Consider the following 23,508-nt stretch of genomic DNA (forward strand, 5'->3'; position numbering starts at 1 on the left):
TAAAGCTAACCTTACATGAACCATGCTTAATTTACACAAAAAAGCTAACCTTGCATGAACCAAGGTTAGCTTTTTCATAAAAGAAGAGCTGCTCCGCACTGTTGAAGACTAGAAACGGTTTCTTCAAGCTGGGTATTCAACTGCACAACAGACCATTTCCCGCCGTTCTCCACTAGGTCCTTCTGAATCAGCAGGATCATCCACATCGAAAACACGGTCGCAAATAAATAATACTCTTTGAAAAAATAATCCCGATTGATCTCAAACTTAACCAGATTTAGATAGGACTCCAAGATTCGATCCCGAAGTGGACTCGTTATTTTTTTCGGGAAGAGGGGATGTGACATATCAATGAGATGGTACAAATCCCAGTACGGTGAATTAAGATGGGTATGCTCCCAGTCCAAAATCTTCAACTCATCGCCGACGATTGCAAAATTCCCCGTATGTAAATCGCCATGGGTTAACACCTTTTTCTCTAAAAAATCCAGGCGATTAAGTTGTGGAAAAATGGCATCGATGAGCTCTTCCTCGATTTTTAACGAAGGCAATAATCGGTAAAACTCATCCTTCTTCACACAAACAGCTGATACTATTTCCTCTATTTTTGGCTTCAATCCTGTTACCGGGACATTTCCCAATTCCTCAATGGGGAGTGAATGCCACCACGCCACCCATTTGATCACACCCAATACACTTTCTTCATTAAATTCGTGGGAGAGTGGGCCAAGATCCTCAAGAATCATCCAGTTTAAATCAGTCCGTTCACTTATTGAATAGGAGATAATTTTTGGATAAATCGTTGGAAATACGGGGAGAATATGTTCATGGACCCAGACCTCTTTACCTAATTGGCCATCGTTTGTTAGTGGTTTAAAAATATAGCTAGTTGATGGAGTTAGGTAAAATCTCTCCACAAATCTCCCATTCATCCCCTTATAGAGGATTTCCTTTTTAAAGATGATCTCCTCATTTAAATTTCCATCGGCCCGGACAATATTGTTAAGCAGTTCCATGGGCTCACCACCGCATCTATTAATAGTTTCATAGATTTATTTATTTTCAACTATGACTATAATGTTTATTCTTATTCACAACAAATGAAATGCATTACAGAATATTTCCAACCTGTTTGGTCAAAATAACATTGGTTCGATTTTTCAAGGAGGTTAAGCAGAATGGATAACAAAAGTACACACGAATTTGTAGAACAGCTTCATGAAAAACAGGAAAAAGATAAGAAAAATAAAGAACGTCAAGCAACAGGCCAAAAAAGTCAAAGGATGCCTAATAAACAGCATTAATTATGAAAAAGGGCCAAACCTCTCAGCCGCGCATAGGCGGTGTGTGAGGTCTGGCCCTTTTAAATTACTTATTCATGTTTGCAAGAAATCCGCCAAGTAAGTCGTCAATATCCGGCTCGACTTCGTTTTCCTCTTCTTCAATTAACGGCTGCTTTTCTTTTGCACTTTCCCAATCAAACTCACTGAGGTCATCTTCCATGTCACTTAAATCAATAGGGGAGGGCGGGACCTCCTTAGCTACAGCGACCTGCAGATAACTTTCATCTTTTTGAAGTTCCTCGGGAAATACTTCTTCCTGAAGGTATAAAGCTTCATCGATATCGATCGAATGACTATTCAATGAGGCAAGCAGAGAAGTCGAGCGAACCGGGTCAGATATCAGCTGAAAGAGAATACTTCCAAGTAATGCTTCAGAATGTTCATGCTTTAACCAATTCCGCTGGGCTTTCGTTAACTTCTGGGGGAGGGGGATTGTAATTGTCTCCTTTTCCCTCGAAACAGAACTACTCACACCTTGCATCACAAACTCGGCAATTTTACTGGAAAAATTCCTTCTTTCTGTATCCTTCAACTTTTGTAAATGCTTTAAGATATGGTCAGGTGTATCAGAGGGGATACGAAAGGATATTGCTTGACCCCTCTGAACCTCATTTGAGGCTGCTTTTTTCATATAATCACCTTATTTAGCTTTTTACAGGTTCAACTCTAACTGGCTTTTGTTTCTCTGCTTTACGAACAAAGTCGTTGATGAGTTTATAATATGCATTGGCCATCATCCAAATACTCTCTTTCTCATCTTCAAAGAAGTCAATATTATAACCGTCTAAATTGTTATTTAACGTTTTAAGATATTCCTTTAAGACATTGGCTCCGCCACCCACAAAGTAGCAAATTTCCGTTTGCGAATTTCTCTGCCAAACATTACGTAATAAACGGTATTGCTTTTTAGCTAAATCAAGCAGGATTCGGTCGGTAATATCATGAACGCTTGTCCGGCTTCCTTTAACCATAATATGATTACGATCGCTTTTCTTAGTGATAATCTCAACGACATCACGGCGGCTATCAAGTTCGACTCCATGCTTTGTTCTAATCTCTTCGCGAATGGCTTCTAATGATTCTGAAACCCCTAGATTAAACCCTTGTGCTTTATCATCATCAACATTACGATTTTTGATGACTGCAATATCAGTTGATAATCCGCCGATATCTTGAATTAAGATGCGCTTATCAATAAGTTCCTTATTGATTATTTTCCCGCTGTTGTCCAAAACAAGGTTAATAAATGCAGCGAATCCTTCAGGATATACCTTTACTTCTTCAAATTTAATATTTACTTTCAATCCTTGGTACTTTGGTGTGACAAGGAATTCAACTTGATGAACGGAACCAACTAATTTAGAACGATAGCCAGCATCCTTGCCTTCTTTTACTTCACGAAGGGGAAGACCTGTTCCCAATGTGTAGTTAGCATCAATCACATTTTTTGTACGCGGAAAAGCATGTGAATTATTTTCCTTTACTGCGTCTAAAGCTAATGTTGCAAAAAGCATAATTAACGTTTGATCTTCCTCTGACTTGCTGCTGCCAGGGTCTAGTTCAGTGGCGTTAATACTTTTAGTAGCTAAATTACCAATACGATAAATTCCGTTGTTCTCTTTTAAAGCAGGGGAGTGGACTTTGATGTGAATTCCATCCAATGGATTTTTATTATCAAGTTCTTCAATCCCAATAACAGGTCGATCTTCTGTATCCCTAGCAATAATGTTAGGAATATTCAATTCATAGTCTAGTTCTCCGAAAATGGCCTTAATGGAGTCATTCCCAACATCAATAGCTGCAACTCTGGATTTAGTCATAAACATCATTCCTCTTCATTTATAGATTTATTTTTATAGTAGTTATGTAATTTTAGTTACACCTTTAAGGGTATAGAAGATTGATAGATTCTTCAATGATTTATAAGTAAAAAAAATATAACTGTAAAAATGTAAACAACATGTAAACTTCAGAAAGATGTAAACATTATTGTATACAACGATAACAAATTTGTAAACATCGCACAATCCCAAAATGTATACAGTTTTGTATACGTGTAAACGCTTCTGTAAACACAAAGTATACAAATTGTATACAAGTGCACATAAACTGTAAACTTGTATACTAAAATGTATACAAGTAACCAAATAACGTAAACATGTATACAAAATTGTATACTTGCCAATGCCCCCCTGTCCGATCCACCCTTTTTTGGTCAATACTTTTCTCAGCAAAAAAGCACACATCAAGGTATGCTTTAACTATTAATTTATCAAGAGGGAGGAAGAAGGAAACAGTCCCCTACTCTTCACTCATCGAACTGGCAACCGTATCTTTTCCTACATATAAGCACTACCGTTTCTCCTTAAAATTTTACCAGCCCGTCACTACTTCATTTTTACTATTAAGTTTGTATTCCTCTAAAAATTGGAACTATTTGAATCAACAGCCTCATCTATGTCGAGATAATCCCACTGACTGTTGCTGGCAAAAGCTTGAGGATTATTATTCATGTTATATCATCGAGAACGCATCTTCTGCCTTCAGAGCTTATCTAGTCAGTCTTCATGAAGCGACAAGTATCCAGACAACAACATTCCCCACCGTCCGCTAGCTAGCCTGTTTTCAGGTGTCGCTGTTATCAAGTTTTTGTAAACAACGATATCAAACATGTATACACTGCGTCATTACGCGATGTGTACGATTTCGTATACATGTTTACGCCTTTGTAAACACAAAGTATACAAAATGTAAACATGTATGCAGAAATGTATACATGCTGATGATCCCCCAATATCCGATCTCACATAAATTTAAGTGCCCCTCCCCTCTTCTAAAATCGTTAACTAATAAACTATTAAACCAGCCTTCTTGTAAAACATTAATCTATGAATATGTTACCAATTAGCGAAGAATAGTGGATTGTCACTAAGCTTCTGAGGGTAGGTTTTTGCTTGTTTATATCCCTTCAAATACTCACGGCTTCACAGCAAAAAAGCGCCTTCTAGAGGCACTTTAAGCTATCTATTAATCTATGAGGCAATTATATCCTGCCAACCTATTTACCCTTCACTCATTGCGCTAGCAACCATGTCAGCACCTACATACAGGTAATACCATTTCTCCTTATAGTTCAACCAACCAGTCACTACCGACTCTTGACTGTTAAGTTTGTATTTTTCCTCTAATAAATTGGACCGGTCTGCCGTTACGTCCTCATTTTTGTCGAGATAATCCCACTGACTATTGTTGGAAAGAGCCTGAGTATTTTTCAAGACACCAGTATCATTGAGATAGTACCAGCGGCCTTCAGAATTGATCCAGCCCGTTTTCATCAATCCTGTATTATCGAGATAGTACAATTCTCCAGCATCCGCTAACCAGCCGGTTTTCATAGCTCCGCTGCTATCAAAATAGTACCGATTTTCGGCGATAGATAACCAACCGGTTTTCATCACACCTTTGTTATCAAGATAATATTCCTTCCCACCGTCTGCGATCCAGCCCGTTCTCATCGTACCTGTATGATCGAAATAATACCTATTTCCACCATCGTCCAGCCATCCCGTTTTCATTTCACCTTTGTAATCGAGATAATATTTCTTATCACCCTGGGTTATCCATCCGGTTTCCATCACACCAGCGTCATCAAAGAAATACCTTTTTCCTTCTATCGACTGCCAGCCCGTTTTTACTTGGCCATCCACGTAATAATACTTGTTGCCGCTAAGTTCCACCCAACCACTGCCATAACCGTTGGCCTTTGCTATCGAATCAAAGCTGCTGTTTGAATGGGTGATGATTACCAATGTGTAATTATTGACATGGCTATAAAGCCAACGTACTTCCGAATTGTGCATCCGTACACAACCTGAACTTGCATAGGTACCAATCGAATTTTCATTTGCATTCCCATGAATAGCATAGGTGGTACCATAGGTGCCCCGTGCTTCTAATCCCAGCCAACGACTACCAAGCGGGTTGCGAGGATCTCCGCCCGGAATTTTCAATTTATAATAGGGGCGATTAACGATCTTAGTTACAATTCTAAAAGTCCCTTCTGGTGTAAGTGACCTCGATCTTCCAGTAGCAACGCTGAATGTTCTAACTAATTTACCACTATCATAGAATGCAAGGGTATTTGTCTTTTTGTTAATAATAATTAACTGGGACCCACCACTTGCATCTGCTTGGCTCGTAAATAAGAATACACTGAACAGCAAAACAAAAATAATAGATAGTTTTTTCATCGTAATCTCCCCAATTAAGTAGTTATTACTAAAAGTAACATATGTAATCAGAATATTTTGTCAAAAACTGGAGATAAAATGGTGATAATTTCCTGCCATTTTAGAAATTTAGTTTGTAAGTCTTTCCCTTTTCGACAATTTTCTACTGCAGTTTTTCTAAAAACAATCTATGTCCTTGGCTATTGGTTTACTCGGGTTTGTAGCAGTTCAGTGATATTTAATGCCGTTTCACAAATATTCTCTTTTTCCGCCATTACTTGTTCCTTAATAATGCCTCAGGTTCGTAAACTACATGGCCTATTGAGTAGCTTTTGTAATATTTTAGTGTCAGGCACCGAAGACTTGAAAAAAAGGCAGCAGTTGGGTATGGTAAACTTACAATTCTCCACTTAAGGGTGTGTATCATGCGTATTAATAAATTTATTAGCGAGTCTGGCAAGGCATCTAGAAGAGGAGCAGATAAGTTAATTAGTGAAGGAAGAGTTACGATTAATGGAAAAGTTGCGGTGATCGGGAGCCAAGTTGAGCCCGGGGATGATGTCCGTATTAGCGGCAGCCCGATTAAAGTGGCTAAAAACTATGTCTATATCGCTTTAAATAAACCCGTTGGGATTACCAGCACAACGGAAAGACATATAAAGGGAAATATCATTGATTTGGTCAATCATCCCTTACGGATTTTCCATATTGGCCGCTTAGATAAAGAATCAGATGGGTTAATTCTCTTAACGAATGATGGAGATATCGTTAACGAGATTTTGCGTGCCGAAAATAAGCACGAAAAAGAATATATCGTGACAGTCGACAAACCGATCACACCTGAATTTTTAAAGAGGATGGCAGCGGGTGTGGAAATTCTAGATACAAAGACATTACCATGTAAAGTAACGCAATTGTCTAAATATGTATTTCAAATCATCTTAACACAGGGTCTAAATCGGCAAATCCGCCGAATGTGTTCTGCCCTTGGCTATGGAGTTGTCAGGTTGCAGCGGACGCGAATCATGAATATTCATTTAGGCAATCTACCGATCGGACAGTGGCGCGACCTATCTAAGAAAGAACGCAATCAATTGTTTGCAGACTTAAACTATCAGCCGAAAGAATGGTAAAATAGAATTATGTTTTTTATTTGGAAACCTTTGAGGTGAATCATTTGGATATTGGATCGAAAATCCGTGCAATACGAAATAGAAAAAAAATCACCATTGCGCAAATGTGTGAGGGGACTGGACTTTCAAAGGGATTTATCTCAAATGTCGAGAACAATAACACCTCACCATCGATTAGTACTTTGCAAACCATTGCAACCTTTCTTGATATCCCTTTACCTTATTTATTATTAGAAAAGAAGCAGCATATGCGCGTCGTTCGAAAGGCTGAAAGGACTCACTCCTCCTTTAACAATTTGAAGGTTGAGCATCTAACCTCCAAAGGTGGATTAAGAATGATGCTGGTCGAATTCCCTGCTGGTGCTTCCATGGGTGAATTAAATGCCCATGAAGGAGAAGAATGTCATTTGGTTTTGGAGGGAAAAGTCTTGGCCGAACAAGGCGAAGACTCGATGATCATTGACGAAGGCGATTCCTTCAGTTGGAACGCAAGTGTCCCGCATTTCGTAAAAAATATTGGTGATGGTAAAGCAGTTGTGTTAATTTCCATCTATTCTGATAGCGAACTAAATGACATTTTCTAAACACTGTTAGCTTTCCCTTAGAAATTCACAATAAAAAATGCTGACAAAAAGGAACAACAGATTCCAAATTTGTCAGCATTTTTTTCCTAATCTACTTTTATATCATTGATTACTTCATGTGCTGCCCTCTCACCAGTCTCGACCGCACCATTTAAATAACCAGGAAACTTAATCGAAGTGTGCTCACCGGCAAAGAGGATATTGCCTTCCCGCTCTCCCAAAATTCCAGCAAATTTCGTATATTGGCCAACTTTCCAATAGGAATAAGCGCCTTTAGTCCATTGGTTACTTAGCCAATGGTCTACGGTTGCTAAACCATTCCATTTATTATTACTTCCAGGCAATGCAGGTTCAAGCTTGTCCAAAAATTCTTTCGTCTTCTCTACTAATTCTCGATCTGTGTAAGCAAGCAGTTGCGCCGCTGTTTCACCTCCTAGGAAGTTAACAAGAATTCCTGAATTACCTGGTTGAGATCGAGAGGATTCAAAGGTCTGTTGATAGCCTGTATCCGCAAATGTTTCACCATTATTTCCGAGCACATTCCAGAACCGATTAACAAATTGTACATGGAGTTTTGTGTTTACCCCCATTCCAAGCTCTTCAATTGCTGTTTCTTTTAACGGACGAAATCTTGCATTCTCATAATCTATCGTTCTTAAAATACTAAAAGGGAGAGCAAGAATAATTTTATCGGCTAAGACCTTCCATTCCTTTTCTTTATTTCGAAAAACGAGCGTTATTTTATTTTGAACGGACTGTTCAATCTTAATCAATTGGGCATTAAATACGATTTGCTCCTTAAGTTTTTTTGCTAATAAAGCAGGGAGCTGGTCATTCCCGCCCCTTATATGAAAGCATTCATCTGAATCACCGTACATTCGAAAGGGCTCATTTTGTGCAAACCCCAACATATAAAGTAGATTTAAGGCACTTTGCTGGTGAGCATCAGCTCCATTTTCAATGGAATAGGCAAGTGCAAGTAATTTACCAAATCTTGAATGGATGCCTTCTTGTACGGTTTCATTGATATAATCTACTATAGACATATGATCAAGCTCAAATCCTCGCTCAGTATAACTATTATAAAGGGTCGTTTCACCCACTGCTTTCAGATCCTTTTGTAGTTTAGGGAGGATTTTTATAAAATCATTAGTTACTTCATCAAAGGAATAAGGGCGTTGATCAAAAAAATAAAATGGTTTGGTGTGAACGGGTTCTGCCATGATTAAATTATCTAATTCTAATCCCAACTCTTTGGCGAGTTCTTGAATTTCGATATGGCAGGTATCTATTAATTCTCCGCCACGCTCGACAATTTGCTCGTCGTTGAAGTACCCTCTTCTTGTCCAACAACGTCCCCCAACCCGATCGGTCGCTTCATAAATAGTTGATGTGATCCCAGCCTGTTTAAGTCGATAAGCACTTGTTAGACCTGCCAATCCCGCTCCTACAATGACGATTTTAGGAGCAGCCTTTCCACCCTCATTCGTATACTTTTGTGGCGTGAGTAGAGCATTCTGTAAATTATTATTATCTAGTGTAATAGCTTGTCCAGTACTTAATGGTTTCTTCAGTTCAGTACCTGCCAACAAAAATGATTTCTGCAGTATACTTGCCAATGGCGTTCGTGCCAAGCAAAACCAGCCCCTTTATGCAAAAATAAAACCATGCTAAATGATCGATTAACTATCGTGTAATAGTAATTACCAATAAAATATGCATGGTCTGTTGATTTGCTTGAGGCAAGAAGCCTGTTTCCAGATTTATTTTTTATCGCTACTTCGATATGGATGTAACGGCAGCTGTTTAAAAATTGCCTATTACTAAACCCATGTGTCAAAATAGGGAAGAATAGGGAAAAATAGTTTCACTCATTCTGGTAATGTGGTTGGAAGAAATAGTCGAATATCCGCATTACCAATTGACATCGTTCGCCAAGTATAACAAATTGGAGGAAACAAATGATGAGAACCATTAAATTAGGAAGCAGTTCATTAGAGGTGCCTGTCGTAGCAGTTGGCTGTATGCGTATTAACTCGCTAGAAAAAACAGAGGCTGAACGCTTTATCCAAACTGCTTTAGAAGAAGGGGCTAACTTCTTCGACCATGCGGACATCTATGGCGGCGGAACATGTGAAGAAATTTTTGCAGATGCCATCCACATGAACTCGGAAATTCGTGAAAAAATCATCTTGCAATCCAAATGCGGCATTCGCAAGGGAATGTTTGATTTTTCGAAAGAATATATTTTAGAATCAGTCGACGGAATATTGAAACGGCTGAACACCGAATATCTTGACGTTCTCCTTCTGCATCGCCCGGATGCACTGGTCGAACCTGAAGAGGTGGCAGAGGCCTTTGATAGCCTTGAGAAATCGGGGAAAGTGCGCCATTTTGGTGTCTCCAATCAGAATCCGATGCAGATCCAACTGCTCCAGAAATTTGTGAAGCAGCCACTTGTGGCTAACCAATTGCAATTAAGTATTACCAACGCCAACATGATTTCTAATGGAATCAATGTAAACATGGAAAATGATTCTGCAATTAACCGAGACGGCAGCATCCTCGATTTTTGCAGACTAAATGATATTACCATTCAACCTTGGTCTCCATTCCAATATGGATTCTTTGAAGGAGTATTCCTTGGAAACGACAAATTCCCAGAATTGAATCAGCAGATCGATGAAATTGCCGCCAAATATGAAGTGGGCAACACGACCATCGCTACCGCCTGGCTTTTACGTCATCCTGCCCACATGCAGCCTGTGATCGGAACGATGAATATCGACAGGTTAAAGGACTGCTGTAAGGCAAGCGAAGTTCAGTTAACACGTGAAGAATGGTACCGAATCTATCGTGCAGCAGGCAATATTCTACCGTAAATAAACACATCAAAAAACAAGGCACAGCGAATGTTGTGCCTTGTTTAGATGGGAAATTAGTTTTTAAATCGAAAAATAAATGGTATTTAAGGAAAATAATAGGATAATATAAACTTTAAATTCATTTTATGTAACACTATTGTAAAAATAGAAGTAACGCGCCCAGATAGGACTACTACTGGGTCTTTTTCATTTTAGGAGCCTTGAGGGGTTCTATTTTCAAATTATTAGATGAATTTAGAAATATTATCGCAATAATATTGCCATGGATGTAAACGATTTAACATCTCCCTGTTCTTTGTGTCAGAAAATTCTATGTTACGATGATGAAAACTTAGCAACCAAAGAACATGGAGGGTAAAAGAATGCTTAAAAGAATTATATCAATAATAGCAGTTGCTGTACTCTCAGTAACTGTAAGTGCTAATGTACAAGCCGCAACAGTAACAGTACAAAAAGGGGATACCCTTTGGGATCTATCACGCGCAAATAATACATCTTTAGAAAATATACAAAAGTTGAATCATCTTACTACGGACCTTATTCACCCTGGAGATGTACTAACCATTGCACCGGAAAAACATTATGCTGTTAAACAAGGTGACACTTTATGGGACATATCCACGAATTATCAGGTAACTGTTTCGCAACTTAAAGAATGGAACAAATTAACTACCGATCTCATCCATCCTGGATTAAATCTATTAATCTATGAAGGTTTAAATACGACTAATACTACTGTAGCAGAAAAACAAACGAAGCCTGCTGCACATACAACATCAGCAAAGCCTGCAGCGCAAGCACCAAAGGAAAGTGAACCAGCGGTTGAAGCTGCATCAACTACTAATATAAGTTCAAGGGAAATTACAGTGAAAGCTACAGCCTATACAGCTTCGTGTGAGGGTTGTTCCGGCACTACGGCTACTGGAATTAACCTTATTGATAACCCAAATAAAAAGGTCATCGCCGTTGACCCATCTGTTATACCGCTTGGCAGTAAAGTTTATGTAGAAGGCTATGGTGAAGCAATCGCTGGGGATACAGGTGGAGCCATTAAAGGGAATCGAATTGATGTCTTTATTCCTGCTGAACAAGATGCCATCAATTTTGGGGTAAAACAATTAAAGGTAACCATTTTAAACTAACATACCCGTATGTTAGCCAGAAGATTCAAAGGACCCGAAATATCATTTCGCGGTCCTTTTTCATTTTAGTCATAACGAAGATCAATGATGTCCATTCTTCAATATTAGTTATTAAAGTGCTGGTTAATTGTTTGACATGTATGAAGGAGGGCAGCCGCTAGCTTCTCTTCATTGCCATAAAAACGAATGGAGGGGAGCGGAATCGAGATAGCGCTTAAATTTCCCCTTCGATCAAAAATAACTGCGCCCACTGCACAAATTCCTTGAATGTGCTCTTCCCTGGCAAAAGCTACTCCCTGTTTACGAACCACTTCTAATTCCTTTAACAGTTCATACCGGCTTGTAATTGTCTGATCATTGAACGGTTGCATGTCCAACGGTATCAATTTCTCAACCTCAGCTATAGGTAAGGAGGCCAGTATCGCCTTTCCGTTTGCCGTGCAATGTAATGGAAAAGACGCACCAGGTTGTGAAGTTGCTTGCAATGGATGCGGTGCGATTATTTGATCCACAAAAAGCACCTTACTGTTATCTAAAACGGACAGGTCTACCGTTTCATTAACTTGACGTGATAGTTCTATTAAAAATGGCCTGACTTCTTCTCTTAAATCACTCTGGACCGCAGCCGCTAGCAATGAAATCTCTGGCCCAAGACAGAAACCTTCATTAGCGGAAGCTGCTGCAACTAACCTCTCCTGTTCAAGAGCAGTCACAATTCTTTGAACCGTCGATCTGGCCAGACCTACTTCTTTAGCAATTTTCGATAGGCTTAATCCTTTTGGATGGTCTCTAAGAGCCCTTAGTATTTTAGCCGCACGAGAGATCACTTGAATATTGGATGTTTTCGTTTGATCCTGTTTATCGTTGTTCAAAAATATGAACTCCTTCCTCCAATCTATTCATTCTATTATAACTGAAATTGGTCAAATGACATCCAGTTTCTACAAAGGTGGTACTAATATTGTGTCACTGTCCATACAAAAAAACCTATCACATACTGAATCTAATGGCGGATGTGATAGGTTTTTTTAAATTTTTTAATCTAATTGATAATAACTGCAAACCACTTGTCCAACAGCTTTAGCAGCTACTAGGAGTGCATCTTCATCGATATCAAATTTTGGATGATGATTGAAGTAAGGATTTTCTACTCCTTTTGGTGTGCATGCGATGTAAAAGAAGCAGGCAGGGAATTTTTCAGCATAATAAGCAAAGTCTTCGGATGGAGACATAGCCGGAAATTCTTTAACTTCTTTTATATCTTTATCATTCATGCTTCGTAAACTTTCTGCAACCATTGCCGTAAGCTCAGGGTTGTTGTATAAAGGTGGATAATCTGGAGCATAAGTAAGCTCACATGTTACGCCAAATTCTTCTTCAATTCCTTTTACAATCCGTTTAACTTCTTTCTCAATCGTTTCTTTTGTTTCTACTGTCATATACCGAATATCACCTTCAAGTTCGACGCTGTCCTTGATCACGTTGAATGTACCTTTTCCATCAAAAGATCCGATTGTGATCACACCGACATCGAATGGACTTAATCTGCGGCTAACAATGGTTTGAGCAGCTGTAACAAAATGTGCAGCAGCAACAATGGCATCGTTAGCTAAATGAGGAGAGGAACCATGTCCACCTCTTCCTTGAACTTTCAATTTCATGTAAGCTCGTCCATTGAAGGAATACCCCGCATGAAATCCTACTGTTCCCGCAGGTCTCATTGGTAACAAATGAATGCCATAAATGGCATCTAAGTCATCAATCAAGCCAGATTCTACAATACTTTTTGCTCCTCCTGGCGGAACTTCTTCTGCATGTTGGTGAATGATTTTGATGGTACCTGGGATGGAGTCTTTTAATTGAATTAAGCAATCAGCCAAAACTAACAGGTATGCCGTATGTCCGTCATGTCCGCACGCATGCATGACACCTTCATTCTTTGACTTAAACGGCACATCCGCTTCTTCTGCAATAGGAAGTGCATCAAAATCAGCACGAAGACCAATGGTTTTTCCAGGTTTTCCACCTTTAATCGTTACGATCATACCATAACCATTTCCAACATTCGTTTGAATGTCAACATCTTTCCCTTTATAAAAATCTGCAATGTACTGAGCCGTTTTCACCTCTTTAAAAGAGATCTCAGGATTTTCATGTAAATGGCGGCGGATTTCAATTATTTCTTCCTTACGTGATTCTAACATGCTTATTAATTCACTTTTCATCCTGTTCGTCTCCTTTTTTGATGGCATAAAGAGTCGGAATAAATATAGCGAGCTTTATAAATCCTATATACAATAATCTAGAGAACAAACTTACGAGGAGGGAAAAATCTATGTAGATTCAATTAATACGCCAAACACTTGCACTGGTTCCTAATGCTCTTAACCATCATTTAAATAATCCTTTATCTTCATTGCCGGTCAAACTGGCGAACTTGAGTCCTCCCAAACAATAAAAATGTGAACCGTCTTACCGGACATTCCAATCGGCAAGTTTTCATTTATACAACCAGCATGATTAATTCATCTTTTGCCTGGACTTTCCCATCTATGGCTGGGACAACATCAACATATTGATTGGTATTAGTGATGACTACAGGAGTTTTTACATCAAAGCCTGCAGCTTTAATTTTTTCAATGTCAAATTGAATTAGCAAGTCGCCCTTTCTCACTTTATCCCATTGTTTTACTTGAGAAGTGAAAAATTGACCTTTTAAATTAATAGTATCAACCCCAATACAAATTAAGATTTCAGCCCCATCTTCTGATGTAATGCCAATGGCATGCTCGGTTGGAAATAGAGTGGTAACCGTTCCATCAACGGGCGAGATCACTTCGCCGTTTGTGGGTTCAATCGCAATTCCTTTACCTACCGTCTCTGTTGAAAAAAGCGGATCGCTAATTTCACTTAATGGAACAATTCCCCCGCTTAATGGACTTAAAATGGTTTCTCTCTTTACATTCGCTAGTCGAAATTCTTTCACCGTTTTGGCAGGGACTGCGTCGCTTTTCCCTTCATATCCAAATACAAGTGTCAGAACCAATGCGATAACTAAAGCCGTTAAAGTCCCCATTAAATATAGTCCGATTGGTGTAAATACAGGAATCGACAAGAAACTTGGGAGAGCAAATGCCGTCCCTTTTACTTCAAATGCCCCATTTATCGCTCCGCCAATAGCTCCGGCTATTGCAACAAAAAGCATCGTTCGTTTGTAACGTACTAGGATACCGTATGTGATGATTTCTGTTGTACCTGCCAAGGCACTAGGGATAAGCCCTGATCCAGCTAGCGTTTTCAAATTTTTATCTCTCGTTTTAAAGAACACCCCAAGACCCATCCCGATTTGAGCGAAAGGAGCTGCTGATATCATCGCACTAAGCGGATCACCACCAGTCGCAAGATTTGCAATAAATATTGGAATTATGGCCCAGTGGAGGCCTAATATAGTCAGGAATGACCATGCAGCTCCCATCACCGCTCCAGTTAACATTCCACTTTTTGAACTTAAAAATTTGATAACCACTGCTAAGGCCCCGCCCACATATGTACCAAAAGGACCAAATACGAGTACGGTTAAAGGAACAATCACCATTAATGAGATAAGTGGATTTAGAAACATTTGTAAGTCTTTATAAATTACTTTTTTCAAAAACTTATCTAATACGGAATATATGGAAACAGCCATTAATATTGGAAAAACGGTTGAAGAATAATTTGCTAATATAACCGGAATCCCCAAGAAATCTACGTTTTGAGCATTTGCTTCAACTAAACCCGTATAATGCGGTTCCAAAAGTGCTGCACCGATCGCACCACCAACATAGCCGTTGGCTCCCAGTTTTAAGGCTAATGTAATCCCTAGAAAAACTGGGAAGAAATAAAAAACAGCATGTCCAGCTGCAGAAAGAATGGCATAGGTTCCGCTTTTAGCAGATAACCATCCTAATGTCGATAAGATGGATAATAAGGCTGAAATTAATCCGGATCCAGCAAGTACCCCTAAAATAGGCGCGAAGCTTCCACTGATTGCTCCTAAAATTTTATTCATGACCGTTTCTTTTTTTTCTATAGAAGCATCATTCGTATTAATCGCATTCATTTTTTTGATCTCCTTGTTTGAAATTTCACCTTAGATAAAACGATTTTTTATAAGCAGAAACCTTATCTTATGATTTCCGAAAAGGTAGAATTCAAACGAAGATAATCCTTTTTTGAAAATTTTTTAAATATATAAAAGAACCTCTCTTTACCAAACGAGAGGCTCAAATTTTCGCAGTTATTTATCGCTGGGTGTGCATCTTACGAAGAAAATTCTAAGCACATTATTGTTCCATTATGGGTAGCGATAGAGACTTTTGATTTAGGTACGCTTCAAAGAATTTGTCATTATGCTAGTAGAAAAATAAAAGTATGAGAGAAAGTAAAGTTCCCCTTGCTTCTCACTCAGGTAACATTCTCCTTAGAAGGATCAGTCAACTTCAATTGTAGCATTCATTTTAGTAACCTCTTTAATAGCTTCTTTCATCCCATCATTTTCAATTTTAATGAGATAATTCGTCACAGCCTCTGTTAACATTGGCACATTATTTAGGTCCATACCCCAAACTTTTTCATATGCAAGTACAGATGTAACAATTTGTTTTATACCACTCTCTGTATTGTCATAGTTTTCCCATAAGGATTTATATAAATCTAAAATATCTTGATCATCCTGCAGTTGTATTTCTTCTTCCCCTCTTTTTCCTTTGTAGAAACTAATTAAGGCGCTAAGGGAGAATGTTAATTTTTTTGGAAGTTCCTTCTTCTTGTCCAGATATTCGAGCAAAGACGGTAAATCCCTTGTTTTAAACTTAGACATTGAGTTTAAGGCAATACTAGTTAAATAGTGATTTACAAATGGATTCATAAACCTTTCAAGCACAGCTTCTGCAAAAAGCTTCAATTCTTGTTCCGGTAAATCTAAAACAGGAATAATTTCTTCATAAATTAACTCTTCCACAAACTTCTTGGTTATTTCATTTGTAACGGCTTCACCCACTGTGTCTAATCCGTATAAATAAGCGACAGGAGTCATGGCAGAATGAGCACCATTTAGAATCCTGACTTTTCTTGATCGATATGGAGTCATATCGCTGACGAATTTAACATCAAGACCTGCTTTATCAGTTGGAAACTCCTCTTTAATCCAATCTGGACCTTCAATGACCCATAAGTGGAATTGTTCTCCTACGACAACAAGATCATCTTTATATCCTAATTCTTCCGTGATTTCATTAATGGTATCTCTTGGATAACCGGTAACAATTCGATCGACAAGGCTGCAGCAGAATGCATTGGCTTCATGAACCCAATTAACAAATTCTTCTCCCAAATTCCATAGTGCCGCATGTTGAAGGACGATTTTCTTCAGTTTTTCGCCATTTCGATCAATTAACTCACAAGGAATAATGATAAATCCTTTGTTTGTATCGCCATCGAATGCTTTAAATCGGTGGTATAAAAGAGCAGTTAATCTACCCGGATAACTTTTCTGCGGTTGATCTTCCAATTTATCATTTTCCTCAAAATAAATTCCAGCCTCGGTTGTGTTGGAAATGATAAATCTTAATTCAGGGTTTTCTGCCAGCTCTAAATACTGGGAGTAATCTGTATAAGTGTTAATTCCCCTGCTGATACAATTGATCACGCTATGCTCTCTAACAGCCTGCTTATTCTTGATTCCTTGCAGGTAAAGTGTGTATAACCCGTCTTGTTCATTTAATTTATGAACCGTTCCATGTTCTCTTGGTTGAACGACTACTACACTGCCATTAAAATTTGCTTCTTTATTCATTTTGTCTATTTTCCAATCAACAAAGGCCCTTAAAAAATTTCCCTCACCAAACTGTATTACCTTTTCTGGATATTCCCTGTAATCAGCCCATGTTTCCTTTGTTAATTTTTGCATGTTATAAAGCCTCCTCTTAAATCTCTATGAAAACGTTAACATGTTTACAAAAATATTGTATCATCAATAAACGGAATAAAAATCACAGTTTTTGCTATATTTATACCTTATTTTGATACTAAAACACCACAGGATATTTTGATCCTGTGGTGTTTTGATTTTTAAATGTTCGGAGTGTGGAACATTTTATTTTCTTTTCGATAATTAGCTGGAGTCATATCCATATATTTTTTAAAGATTCTATGAAAATGGGTCATGCTTTCAAATCCACATTCTTCGGCAATAAAGGAAACTGTATGATTCGTTTCCAATAAAAGTTCTTTGGCTTTAATGACTCTTTTATTATTTATATACACGGTCAAGCCCATTCCGGTTATTTGTTTAAATACTCTACTAAAATGAGAGGTACTGACAAGGGCCTCTTTAGCAAGTTCGGTCAGGGCTAATTGATGACTTAAATTTTGATTAATATAGACTAAAATTTCTTTGACCCAATCTGGTCCATAGGTATTCGTTTCGATTAAGTGCTGTTTATTATCCGTGTGGGCACGATATAAGTCAAGTATGATCTGATGAACGAATAGCAATGAGGCATGTCTAGATCCCAGTTCATTTTTTACCGTTTCTTGAAAAATATTTAAGAGTTGTTCTTCCATCTTCTTTTGATTCTCTAGTTCCAGGGATATTTTATAAGTTTTCATTTTTTTTGCCATATCAAACAAATTTAAATAAGAGAAAGAATCATCAAGTAAGACATTATAAATTAATGTTGGGCTGAAAAAAATAATGGTCGATGTTATAGGTTCATCCTTGTCAGGCATGGCACGATGAATGATATTGTTCGGGATAAGGAATACATCACCTTGTTTCATGTCATAAAAAATATCATCGATGAAAAAAGTCCCTTTTCCACTATATACATAAACAATTTCATAATAATCGTGAATATGGTCAGCCAGTTCTTTTTGTGGACTTTTGGTATCTTGATAAATAAAAGAAAAAGGAAACAGTAAGTTACTGTTTGAAATTTTTGTTATCGTTTTCATATAGCTCATCACCCAATTGTATCTTATATCAAAAAAAGGTATAAATGAAGCAAAAAATGTAATTTCCATTTCAAATATTGATGGTAAGATTAAGGAAATTGAAATTGAAAGGGTTTTCTTTTGTTATATGTTCGTTAATATGACGAACGATTGTTAATACATTGTACTAACAATTAAAAAGGTTGGAGGAAATGAAATGAATAATGTAGTTCAATTGAATGCAAAAGATGACGTTGTTATTTCATTGCAAGAAATCCGTAAAGGGGAAAACATTCAGATTCAAACGGAAGAAAATGAAATACTAAATATCAATGTTTTAGAGGATATTCCAAAAGGGCATAAAATTTTAATCCGCCCTGTAAATAAAGGGGAGGATGTTCTCAAGTTTGGTTATTCAATTGGTAAGGCAAAGAGGAACATTTCTGTTGGGGAATGGGTACATACCCACAATCTGGAGACTGGTTTAAAGGGAATCTTGGATTATACCTATCAACCTATCAGCCAACAGGAAGTCAAAAAAGAATCGGAGCATACATTCCAGGGATATCTTCGTGAAAACGGGGAAGCTGGAATCCGCAATGAAATCTGGATTATCAATACGGTAGGCTGCATCAATAAAACATGTGAATTACTCGCCAAAATGGCTAGTGAAAAGTTTAAGGATCGCGGAGTGGATGGAATCTATCATTTCTCCCATCCATTCGGATGTTCCCAATTAGGGGATGATTTGTCTAATACACAAAAGCTGTTAGCTGCTTTGGCCCAACATCCAAATGCAGCCAGTGTCTTGATTGTTGGGCTGGGATGCGAAAATAACCAAATTGAATCTTTTAAAGAGGTTATTGGTGAATATCCTCCAAATCGCATGAAGTTCATGAAGTCCCAGGAAGTGGAAGATGAATTAGAGACTGGTTTAAGTTTAATTGAAGAATTAGTGGAGTATGCAGAACAATTTAAACGCCAGCCAGTACCCGTTTCAAAGCTAAAAGTAGGACTGAAATGCGGTGGTTCTGATGGCTTTTCTGGTATTACAGCCAATCCTTTAGTTGGGGCAGTATCTGATTTAATTGTTGCAGATGGTGGAACAACAATTTTGACAGAAGTCCCTGAGATGTTTGGGGCGGAAACAATCTTGATGAACCGAGCGGAAAATGAGGAAGTCTTCAATAAGATTGTTCACTTAGTAAATGATTTTAAAGAATATTTTATTCGTCATGATCAGGTCATTTATGAAAATCCATCACCTGGAAATAAAGCAGGCGGGATTAGTACACTAGAGGAAAAATCGCTTGGTTGTACTCAAAAAGGGGGACACGCTGTCGTTGTCGATGTAAATCCTTATGGTGAACGAGTAGCAAAACCTGGATTGAATTTAATCAACGCGCCCGGAAATGATCTTGTCTCTGTTACAGCATTGGCTGCAGCTGGGGCTCATATAGTATTATTCACGACGGGTAGGGGAACACCATTTGGTGGACCGGTACCAACAGTAAAATTAGCGACAAATTCTGATTTAGCCAAACGCAAAAAGAATTGGATTGACTATAATGCTGGACAGTTGATCGAGGGAAAAACTATGGATGAACTGAAAGTTGATTTATTCCGATATATTCTGGATCTCGCATCAGGAGAGAAGAAGACCAATAATGAGAGGTTTGGATTTAGAGAAATTAGTATTTTCAAAGACGGTGTAATTCTATAAATAATAGATTGGAAAAAATTTAAGATTTTTATAGTTAAAATAATTAGATAAATTGAAGGAGTGAAAGTCCAATGAAAAGTATTGTCTGTGAACAACCAAATCAATTTAACATGGTTGAAGTTGAACGGCCTGGGCTTAAAACGGGAGAAGCTTTAGTCCGCATCCGCCGCATTGGTATTTGCGGGACTGATTACCATGCGTACAGAGGAAACCAGCCTTTTTTCAGCTATCCTCGTACACTCGGTCATGAACTTTCTGGTGAAATTGAATCGATCGGTGAGAACCCTGCTTGCTTAAAGGCAGGGGATCAAGTATCAGTCATTCCGTACATGGAATGTGGTGAATGTATTGCATGCAGAAATGGAAAAACGAATTGCTGTACAGATATGAAAGTCTTGGGTGTTCACATTGAAGGCGGAATGAGTGAATGGATTTCGGTTCCTTACAATCATTTAGTTAAAACAAATGGGCTTACACTAGACCAATCTGCTATGATAGAACCTTTAAGTATAGGAGCACATGCAATTAGACGTGCTGCACTTAAACAGGGGGAATATGTTCTTGTAATCGGTGCAGGTCCAATTGGTTTAGGTGTCATGGCTTTTGCCAAGCAAGAGGGAGCAAATGTAATTGCAATGGATGTAAACGAAGAACGTTTGGAGTATTGTCGTAAATGGGCCAAAGTGGATTATACTGTAAACGCCTTGGAAAACCCGATTGAGAATTTAAAGGAAATTACCAATAGAGAAATGCCAACAGTTGTATTTGATGCAACAGGTAATGCTAAATCTATGTCTGATGCGTTTAACTATCCAGCTCACGGCGGAAAATTAATCTATGTTGGTTTAACCAAGGGTAATATTTTGTTCGATGACCCTGATTTCCATAAAAAAGAACTTACATTAATGGGAAGCCGCAATGCTACTCGGGAAGATTTTGAATATGTGGTGAAGACAATACAAACTGGCGGTGTAGATATTGATACGTACATTACACACCGTGCTAGCTTTGATAAGATGATCAATCAATTTGAAGAGTGGTTAACCCCAGAGGCCAAAGTAATTAAAGCTATTGTTGAAGTGTAAAAGGTGATCTGGGGGTGCAAATGATTCCCATAAGGAATGATTTGCACATGATCAAGTAAATTAGGTAATCATTTAAAAGAATAAGTGGAAATTAATTAGATATTACGAGAAAGCGTTAACAAAATTTTAGGGGGTAAATCAATGTTATCAAAAATGTTCACAAAAGATAAATTACCTGTAATGATTTTATTATTCATAGCTGGCGTAATCAATTATTTAGACCGTTCTGCATTGTCCATTGGTGCTCCATTTATTAAGGAAGATTTATCATTATCAGCAACACAAATGGGAATCATTTTTAGTAGTTTTTCTGTTGGATATGCCATTTTCAACTTTATTGGGGGAATGGCTTCTGATAAATACGGTGCGAAACTTACTTTGTTTGTTGCCATGATCGTTTGGTCATTATTTAGTGGTGCTATTGCATTAGCCGTTGGATTTACAAGTTTAATTGTCATTCGTGTTTTATTTGGAATGGGTGAGGGCCCGCTTTCGGCAACCATCAGTAAAATGGTCAATAACTGGTTCCCAGCTGACCAACGTGCGTCTGCTGTTGGTTTAACGAATAGTGGCACACCTCTTGGTGGAGCCATTTCAGGACCAATTGTAGGCTTTATCGCCATTACATTCAGCTGGAAGATATCCTTCCTTTTTATTATGGTTTTAGGTCTTGTTTGGGCAATATTTTGGTGGAAATTTGTTAAAGAAAAACCTGCTGCTTCTGCGGAAAAGTCAACTGTTGTAAAAAACAACAAGGTTCCACAACAAAAACGTCCATTAACCTTTTATTTGAAACAAAAAACAGTATTATTCACAGCATTTGCATTCTTTTCCTATAACTACATTTTATTCTTCTTCTTAACTTGGTTTCCAAGTTATTTGATAGATGCTCGTCACATGGATGTTAAGGAAATGAGTGTTATAACCATGATTCCATGGGTTGTCGGATTTATTGGACTAGCCTCTGGCGGATTTGTTTCAGATTTTGTTTTCAAAAAATTTACAAATAAAGGTGTATTGTTCTCAAGAAAAGTTGTGCTTGTAACTTGTCTATTTACTTCAGCTGTTTGTATCGGAGGGGCTGGTCTTGTAACAACAACAGTCAGTGCGGTAACATTGGTTGCGTTTTCAGTATTTTTCCTATATTTGACAGGGGCAATATACTGGGCAATCGTCCAGGATGTTGTTGAGCAAAGCAGTGTTGGATCTGTAGGTGGATTTATGCACTTTTTAGCGAACACAGCTGGAATTATAGGACCGGCTTTAACTGGATACCTTGTTGATAGATCCGGTTCATTTACATCTGCGTTTTTATTGGCAGGCGGATTGGCAATCTTTGCTTCCTTATCTGTAATCCGTTTTGTTCGTCCCATTAAGTATCCCAGCACTAACACGAAATCCGTAAAAATGACTGTTTAAATTTTATAGTTTTAGTTTCTATCTTTTTGAAATTAAGCGCTTTAATGTTTTAGAGGATGACTCAACCGGTTAATAAAACGGCCTGAGTCATCTCTTTTTGTTTGTAGTTTAATCTATCTTACTCACCTAGTTAAGAAGTAAAATAATCTGAATACAGTTCAATTAATTTTGGTAAATCGTCTTTTTTATGAAAATGGTGTCGCAATAATTCCTCTGTTTTCACTTCATTATTGGAGGAAATGGCGTCAAAAATGTTTTGATGTTGACTTACCACATTTTCCATATGGTTAGGTGTCGTAGACTCTAAATAGCGCACCCGGTTCAAATGACCTCTCATTTGTGTAACAACAGAAATTAATGTTTGGTTTTCCATTAGTTCCAAAAAAACGGAATGAAATAAATCGTCTAACTGCAAGAATTGAATATATTCTCCCTTTGTAGCTGCTATATGTTGTTTTTCTAATAATTCAATAGCTTTTTTTTGACTTTCTTTATAACGTAAATCATCGGAATTCCAGTTTCTGGCTACAGATTTCAAGGCACTTATTTCTAAACTTTCCCTTACAAACCTGTTTTCTTCAAATTTCTTTACTGATATTAATGCAACTCGTGCACCTCGCTGTGGAATTATATCAAGTAATTCATCATGCAGAAGCATTAAAAAAGCTTCACGAATAGGTGTACGACTTACTCCTAAAGTAGCAGCCAGTTCACTTTCAGACAACATTTGTCCTGGCTTAAAGTTTAACGTAATAATTTCTCCCCGGATTTTAGTATAGGCTTTTTTTCCAAGTGTTTTTCTGTCATTTGTAGTGATACTATTAAGACTCAATATAAAACCCCTTTATTCTTTTGTTATTTAGTATACTTATATACAAAATTTTACTTCTGTAAGTTACTGAAGTCAACAGGACTCTTATCCAATAAACGATTATTCATTTTATGTCGATAGTAAACTATTTAATTATCGATTTGATAAAATAAATTAAA

Annotated in this window: 19 protein-coding genes; 8 read left to right on the forward strand and 11 right to left on the reverse strand. The window is 37.8% G+C overall.

All coding sequences use genetic code 11. From position 1 onward, the window contains the following. Positions 1-74: 74 nt before the first annotated feature. The gene (locus J7E67_RS01720; RefSeq protein WP_214730786.1) at positions 75-1,016 is read right to left on the reverse strand and encodes a phosphotransferase; all 942 of its coding nucleotides are present in this window, start codon (positions 1,014-1,016) and stop codon (positions 75-77) included. Between the two features lie 162 nt (positions 1,017-1,178). Here J7E67_RS01720 and J7E67_RS01725 point away from each other — a divergent pair, with 162 nt between their 5' ends. Then, entirely contained in the window at positions 1,179-1,304 is a 126-nt protein-coding gene (locus tag J7E67_RS01725; protein ID WP_214716164.1) for a DUF4023 domain-containing protein, read from the forward strand. Between the two features lie 64 nt (positions 1,305-1,368). On the opposite strand, the gene J7E67_RS01730 is transcribed toward J7E67_RS01725, so the two are convergent. The 3 genes from J7E67_RS01730 to J7E67_RS01740 form a co-directional block, all read right to left on the reverse strand. Beyond that, complete coding sequence (locus tag J7E67_RS01730) at positions 1,369-1,974, reverse strand: hypothetical protein (RefSeq protein ID WP_214716165.1); 606 nt, start codon at positions 1,972-1,974, stop codon at positions 1,369-1,371. A 13-nt stretch (positions 1,975-1,987) separates the two neighbouring features. Then, complete coding sequence (locus tag J7E67_RS01735; RefSeq protein WP_214716166.1) at positions 1,988-3,163, reverse strand: ParM/StbA family protein; 1,176 nt, start codon at positions 3,161-3,163, stop codon at positions 1,988-1,990. Positions 3,164-4,405: 1,242 nt separating this feature from the next. Continuing rightward, complete coding sequence (locus tag J7E67_RS01740) at positions 4,406-5,593, reverse strand: L,D-transpeptidase family protein (protein ID WP_214730788.1); 1,188 nt, start codon at positions 5,591-5,593, stop codon at positions 4,406-4,408. 404 nt (positions 5,594-5,997) lie between these two features. On the opposite strand from J7E67_RS01740, the gene rluF reads away from it, so the two are divergent. Together rluF and J7E67_RS01750 are read left to right on the forward strand one after the other, a co-directional pair. Beyond that, positions 5,998-6,705, forward strand: a complete 708-nt coding sequence (rluF, locus tag J7E67_RS01745; protein WP_168241370.1) for a 23S rRNA pseudouridine(2604) synthase RluF — start codon at positions 5,998-6,000, stop codon at positions 6,703-6,705. A gap of 44 nt (positions 6,706-6,749) precedes the next feature. After that, on the forward strand, positions 6,750-7,289 hold the full coding sequence (locus tag J7E67_RS01750; RefSeq protein ID WP_214716169.1) for a helix-turn-helix domain-containing protein: 540 nt from the start codon (positions 6,750-6,752) through the stop codon (positions 7,287-7,289). A gap of 86 nt (positions 7,290-7,375) precedes the next feature. On the opposite strand, the gene J7E67_RS01755 is transcribed toward J7E67_RS01750, so the two are convergent. Then, the gene (locus J7E67_RS01755; protein WP_214730790.1) at positions 7,376-8,923 is read right to left on the reverse strand and encodes a flavin monoamine oxidase family protein; all 1,548 of its coding nucleotides are present in this window, start codon (positions 8,921-8,923) and stop codon (positions 7,376-7,378) included. A 330-nt stretch (positions 8,924-9,253) separates the two neighbouring features. Here J7E67_RS01755 and J7E67_RS01760 point away from each other — a divergent pair, with 330 nt between their 5' ends. Beyond that, positions 9,254-10,171 (forward strand): aldo/keto reductase, encoded by a 918-nt coding sequence (locus J7E67_RS01760; protein ID WP_214730843.1) that lies wholly within the window; start codon positions 9,254-9,256, stop codon positions 10,169-10,171. 365 nt (positions 10,172-10,536) lie between these two features. Beyond that, complete coding sequence (locus tag J7E67_RS01765; RefSeq protein ID WP_214716173.1) at positions 10,537-11,316, forward strand: LysM peptidoglycan-binding and 3D domain-containing protein; 780 nt, start codon at positions 10,537-10,539, stop codon at positions 11,314-11,316. Positions 11,317-11,420: 104 nt separating this feature from the next. Here the strand turns inward: J7E67_RS01765 and J7E67_RS01770 are convergent, their stop codons facing one another. The 5 genes from J7E67_RS01770 to J7E67_RS01790 all read right to left on the reverse strand — a co-directional run bounded on the left by J7E67_RS01770 (position 11,421) and on the right by J7E67_RS01790 (position 18,312). Then, positions 11,421-12,188: an IclR family transcriptional regulator gene (locus J7E67_RS01770; RefSeq protein ID WP_214730791.1), complete on the reverse strand. Its 768-nt coding sequence runs from the start codon at positions 12,186-12,188 to the stop codon at positions 11,421-11,423. Positions 12,189-12,353: 165 nt separating this feature from the next. Beyond that, complete coding sequence (locus J7E67_RS01775) at positions 12,354-13,541, reverse strand: amidohydrolase (protein WP_214730792.1); 1,188 nt, start codon at positions 13,539-13,541, stop codon at positions 12,354-12,356. Positions 13,542-13,819: 278 nt separating this feature from the next. Next, on the reverse strand, positions 13,820-15,418 hold the full coding sequence (locus tag J7E67_RS01780; protein WP_214716177.1) for a glucose PTS transporter subunit IIA: 1,599 nt from the start codon (positions 15,416-15,418) through the stop codon (positions 13,820-13,822). Between the two features lie 369 nt (positions 15,419-15,787). Beyond that, entirely contained in the window at positions 15,788-17,266 is a 1,479-nt protein-coding gene (locus tag J7E67_RS01785; protein ID WP_214716179.1) for a tagaturonate reductase, read from the reverse strand. Between the two features lie 161 nt (positions 17,267-17,427). Continuing rightward, positions 17,428-18,312: an AraC family transcriptional regulator gene (locus J7E67_RS01790; RefSeq protein ID WP_214716181.1), complete on the reverse strand. Its 885-nt coding sequence runs from the start codon at positions 18,310-18,312 to the stop codon at positions 17,428-17,430. 196 nt (positions 18,313-18,508) lie between these two features. Between J7E67_RS01790 and J7E67_RS01795 the strand changes: the two genes are divergently transcribed. From J7E67_RS01795 to J7E67_RS01805, 3 genes are all read left to right on the forward strand, one after another. Further along, positions 18,509-20,014, forward strand: coding sequence for a UxaA family hydrolase (locus J7E67_RS01795; protein WP_214730793.1), 1,506 nt, complete (start codon positions 18,509-18,511; stop codon positions 20,012-20,014). A gap of 71 nt (positions 20,015-20,085) precedes the next feature. Next, entirely contained in the window at positions 20,086-21,099 is a 1,014-nt protein-coding gene (locus tag J7E67_RS01800; protein ID WP_214716184.1) for a zinc-binding alcohol dehydrogenase family protein, read from the forward strand. A gap of 153 nt (positions 21,100-21,252) precedes the next feature. Beyond that, positions 21,253-22,518, forward strand: a complete 1,266-nt coding sequence (locus tag J7E67_RS01805) for an MFS transporter (RefSeq protein WP_214716281.1) — start codon at positions 21,253-21,255, stop codon at positions 22,516-22,518. A gap of 130 nt (positions 22,519-22,648) precedes the next feature. Here J7E67_RS01805 and J7E67_RS01810 read toward each other — a convergent pair whose 3' ends face one another. Beyond that, complete coding sequence (locus J7E67_RS01810; RefSeq protein ID WP_214716185.1) at positions 22,649-23,350, reverse strand: GntR family transcriptional regulator; 702 nt, start codon at positions 23,348-23,350, stop codon at positions 22,649-22,651. Between the last annotated feature and the right edge of the window lie 158 nt (positions 23,351-23,508).

Source organism: Bacillus sp. ISL-46, assembly GCF_018613205.1.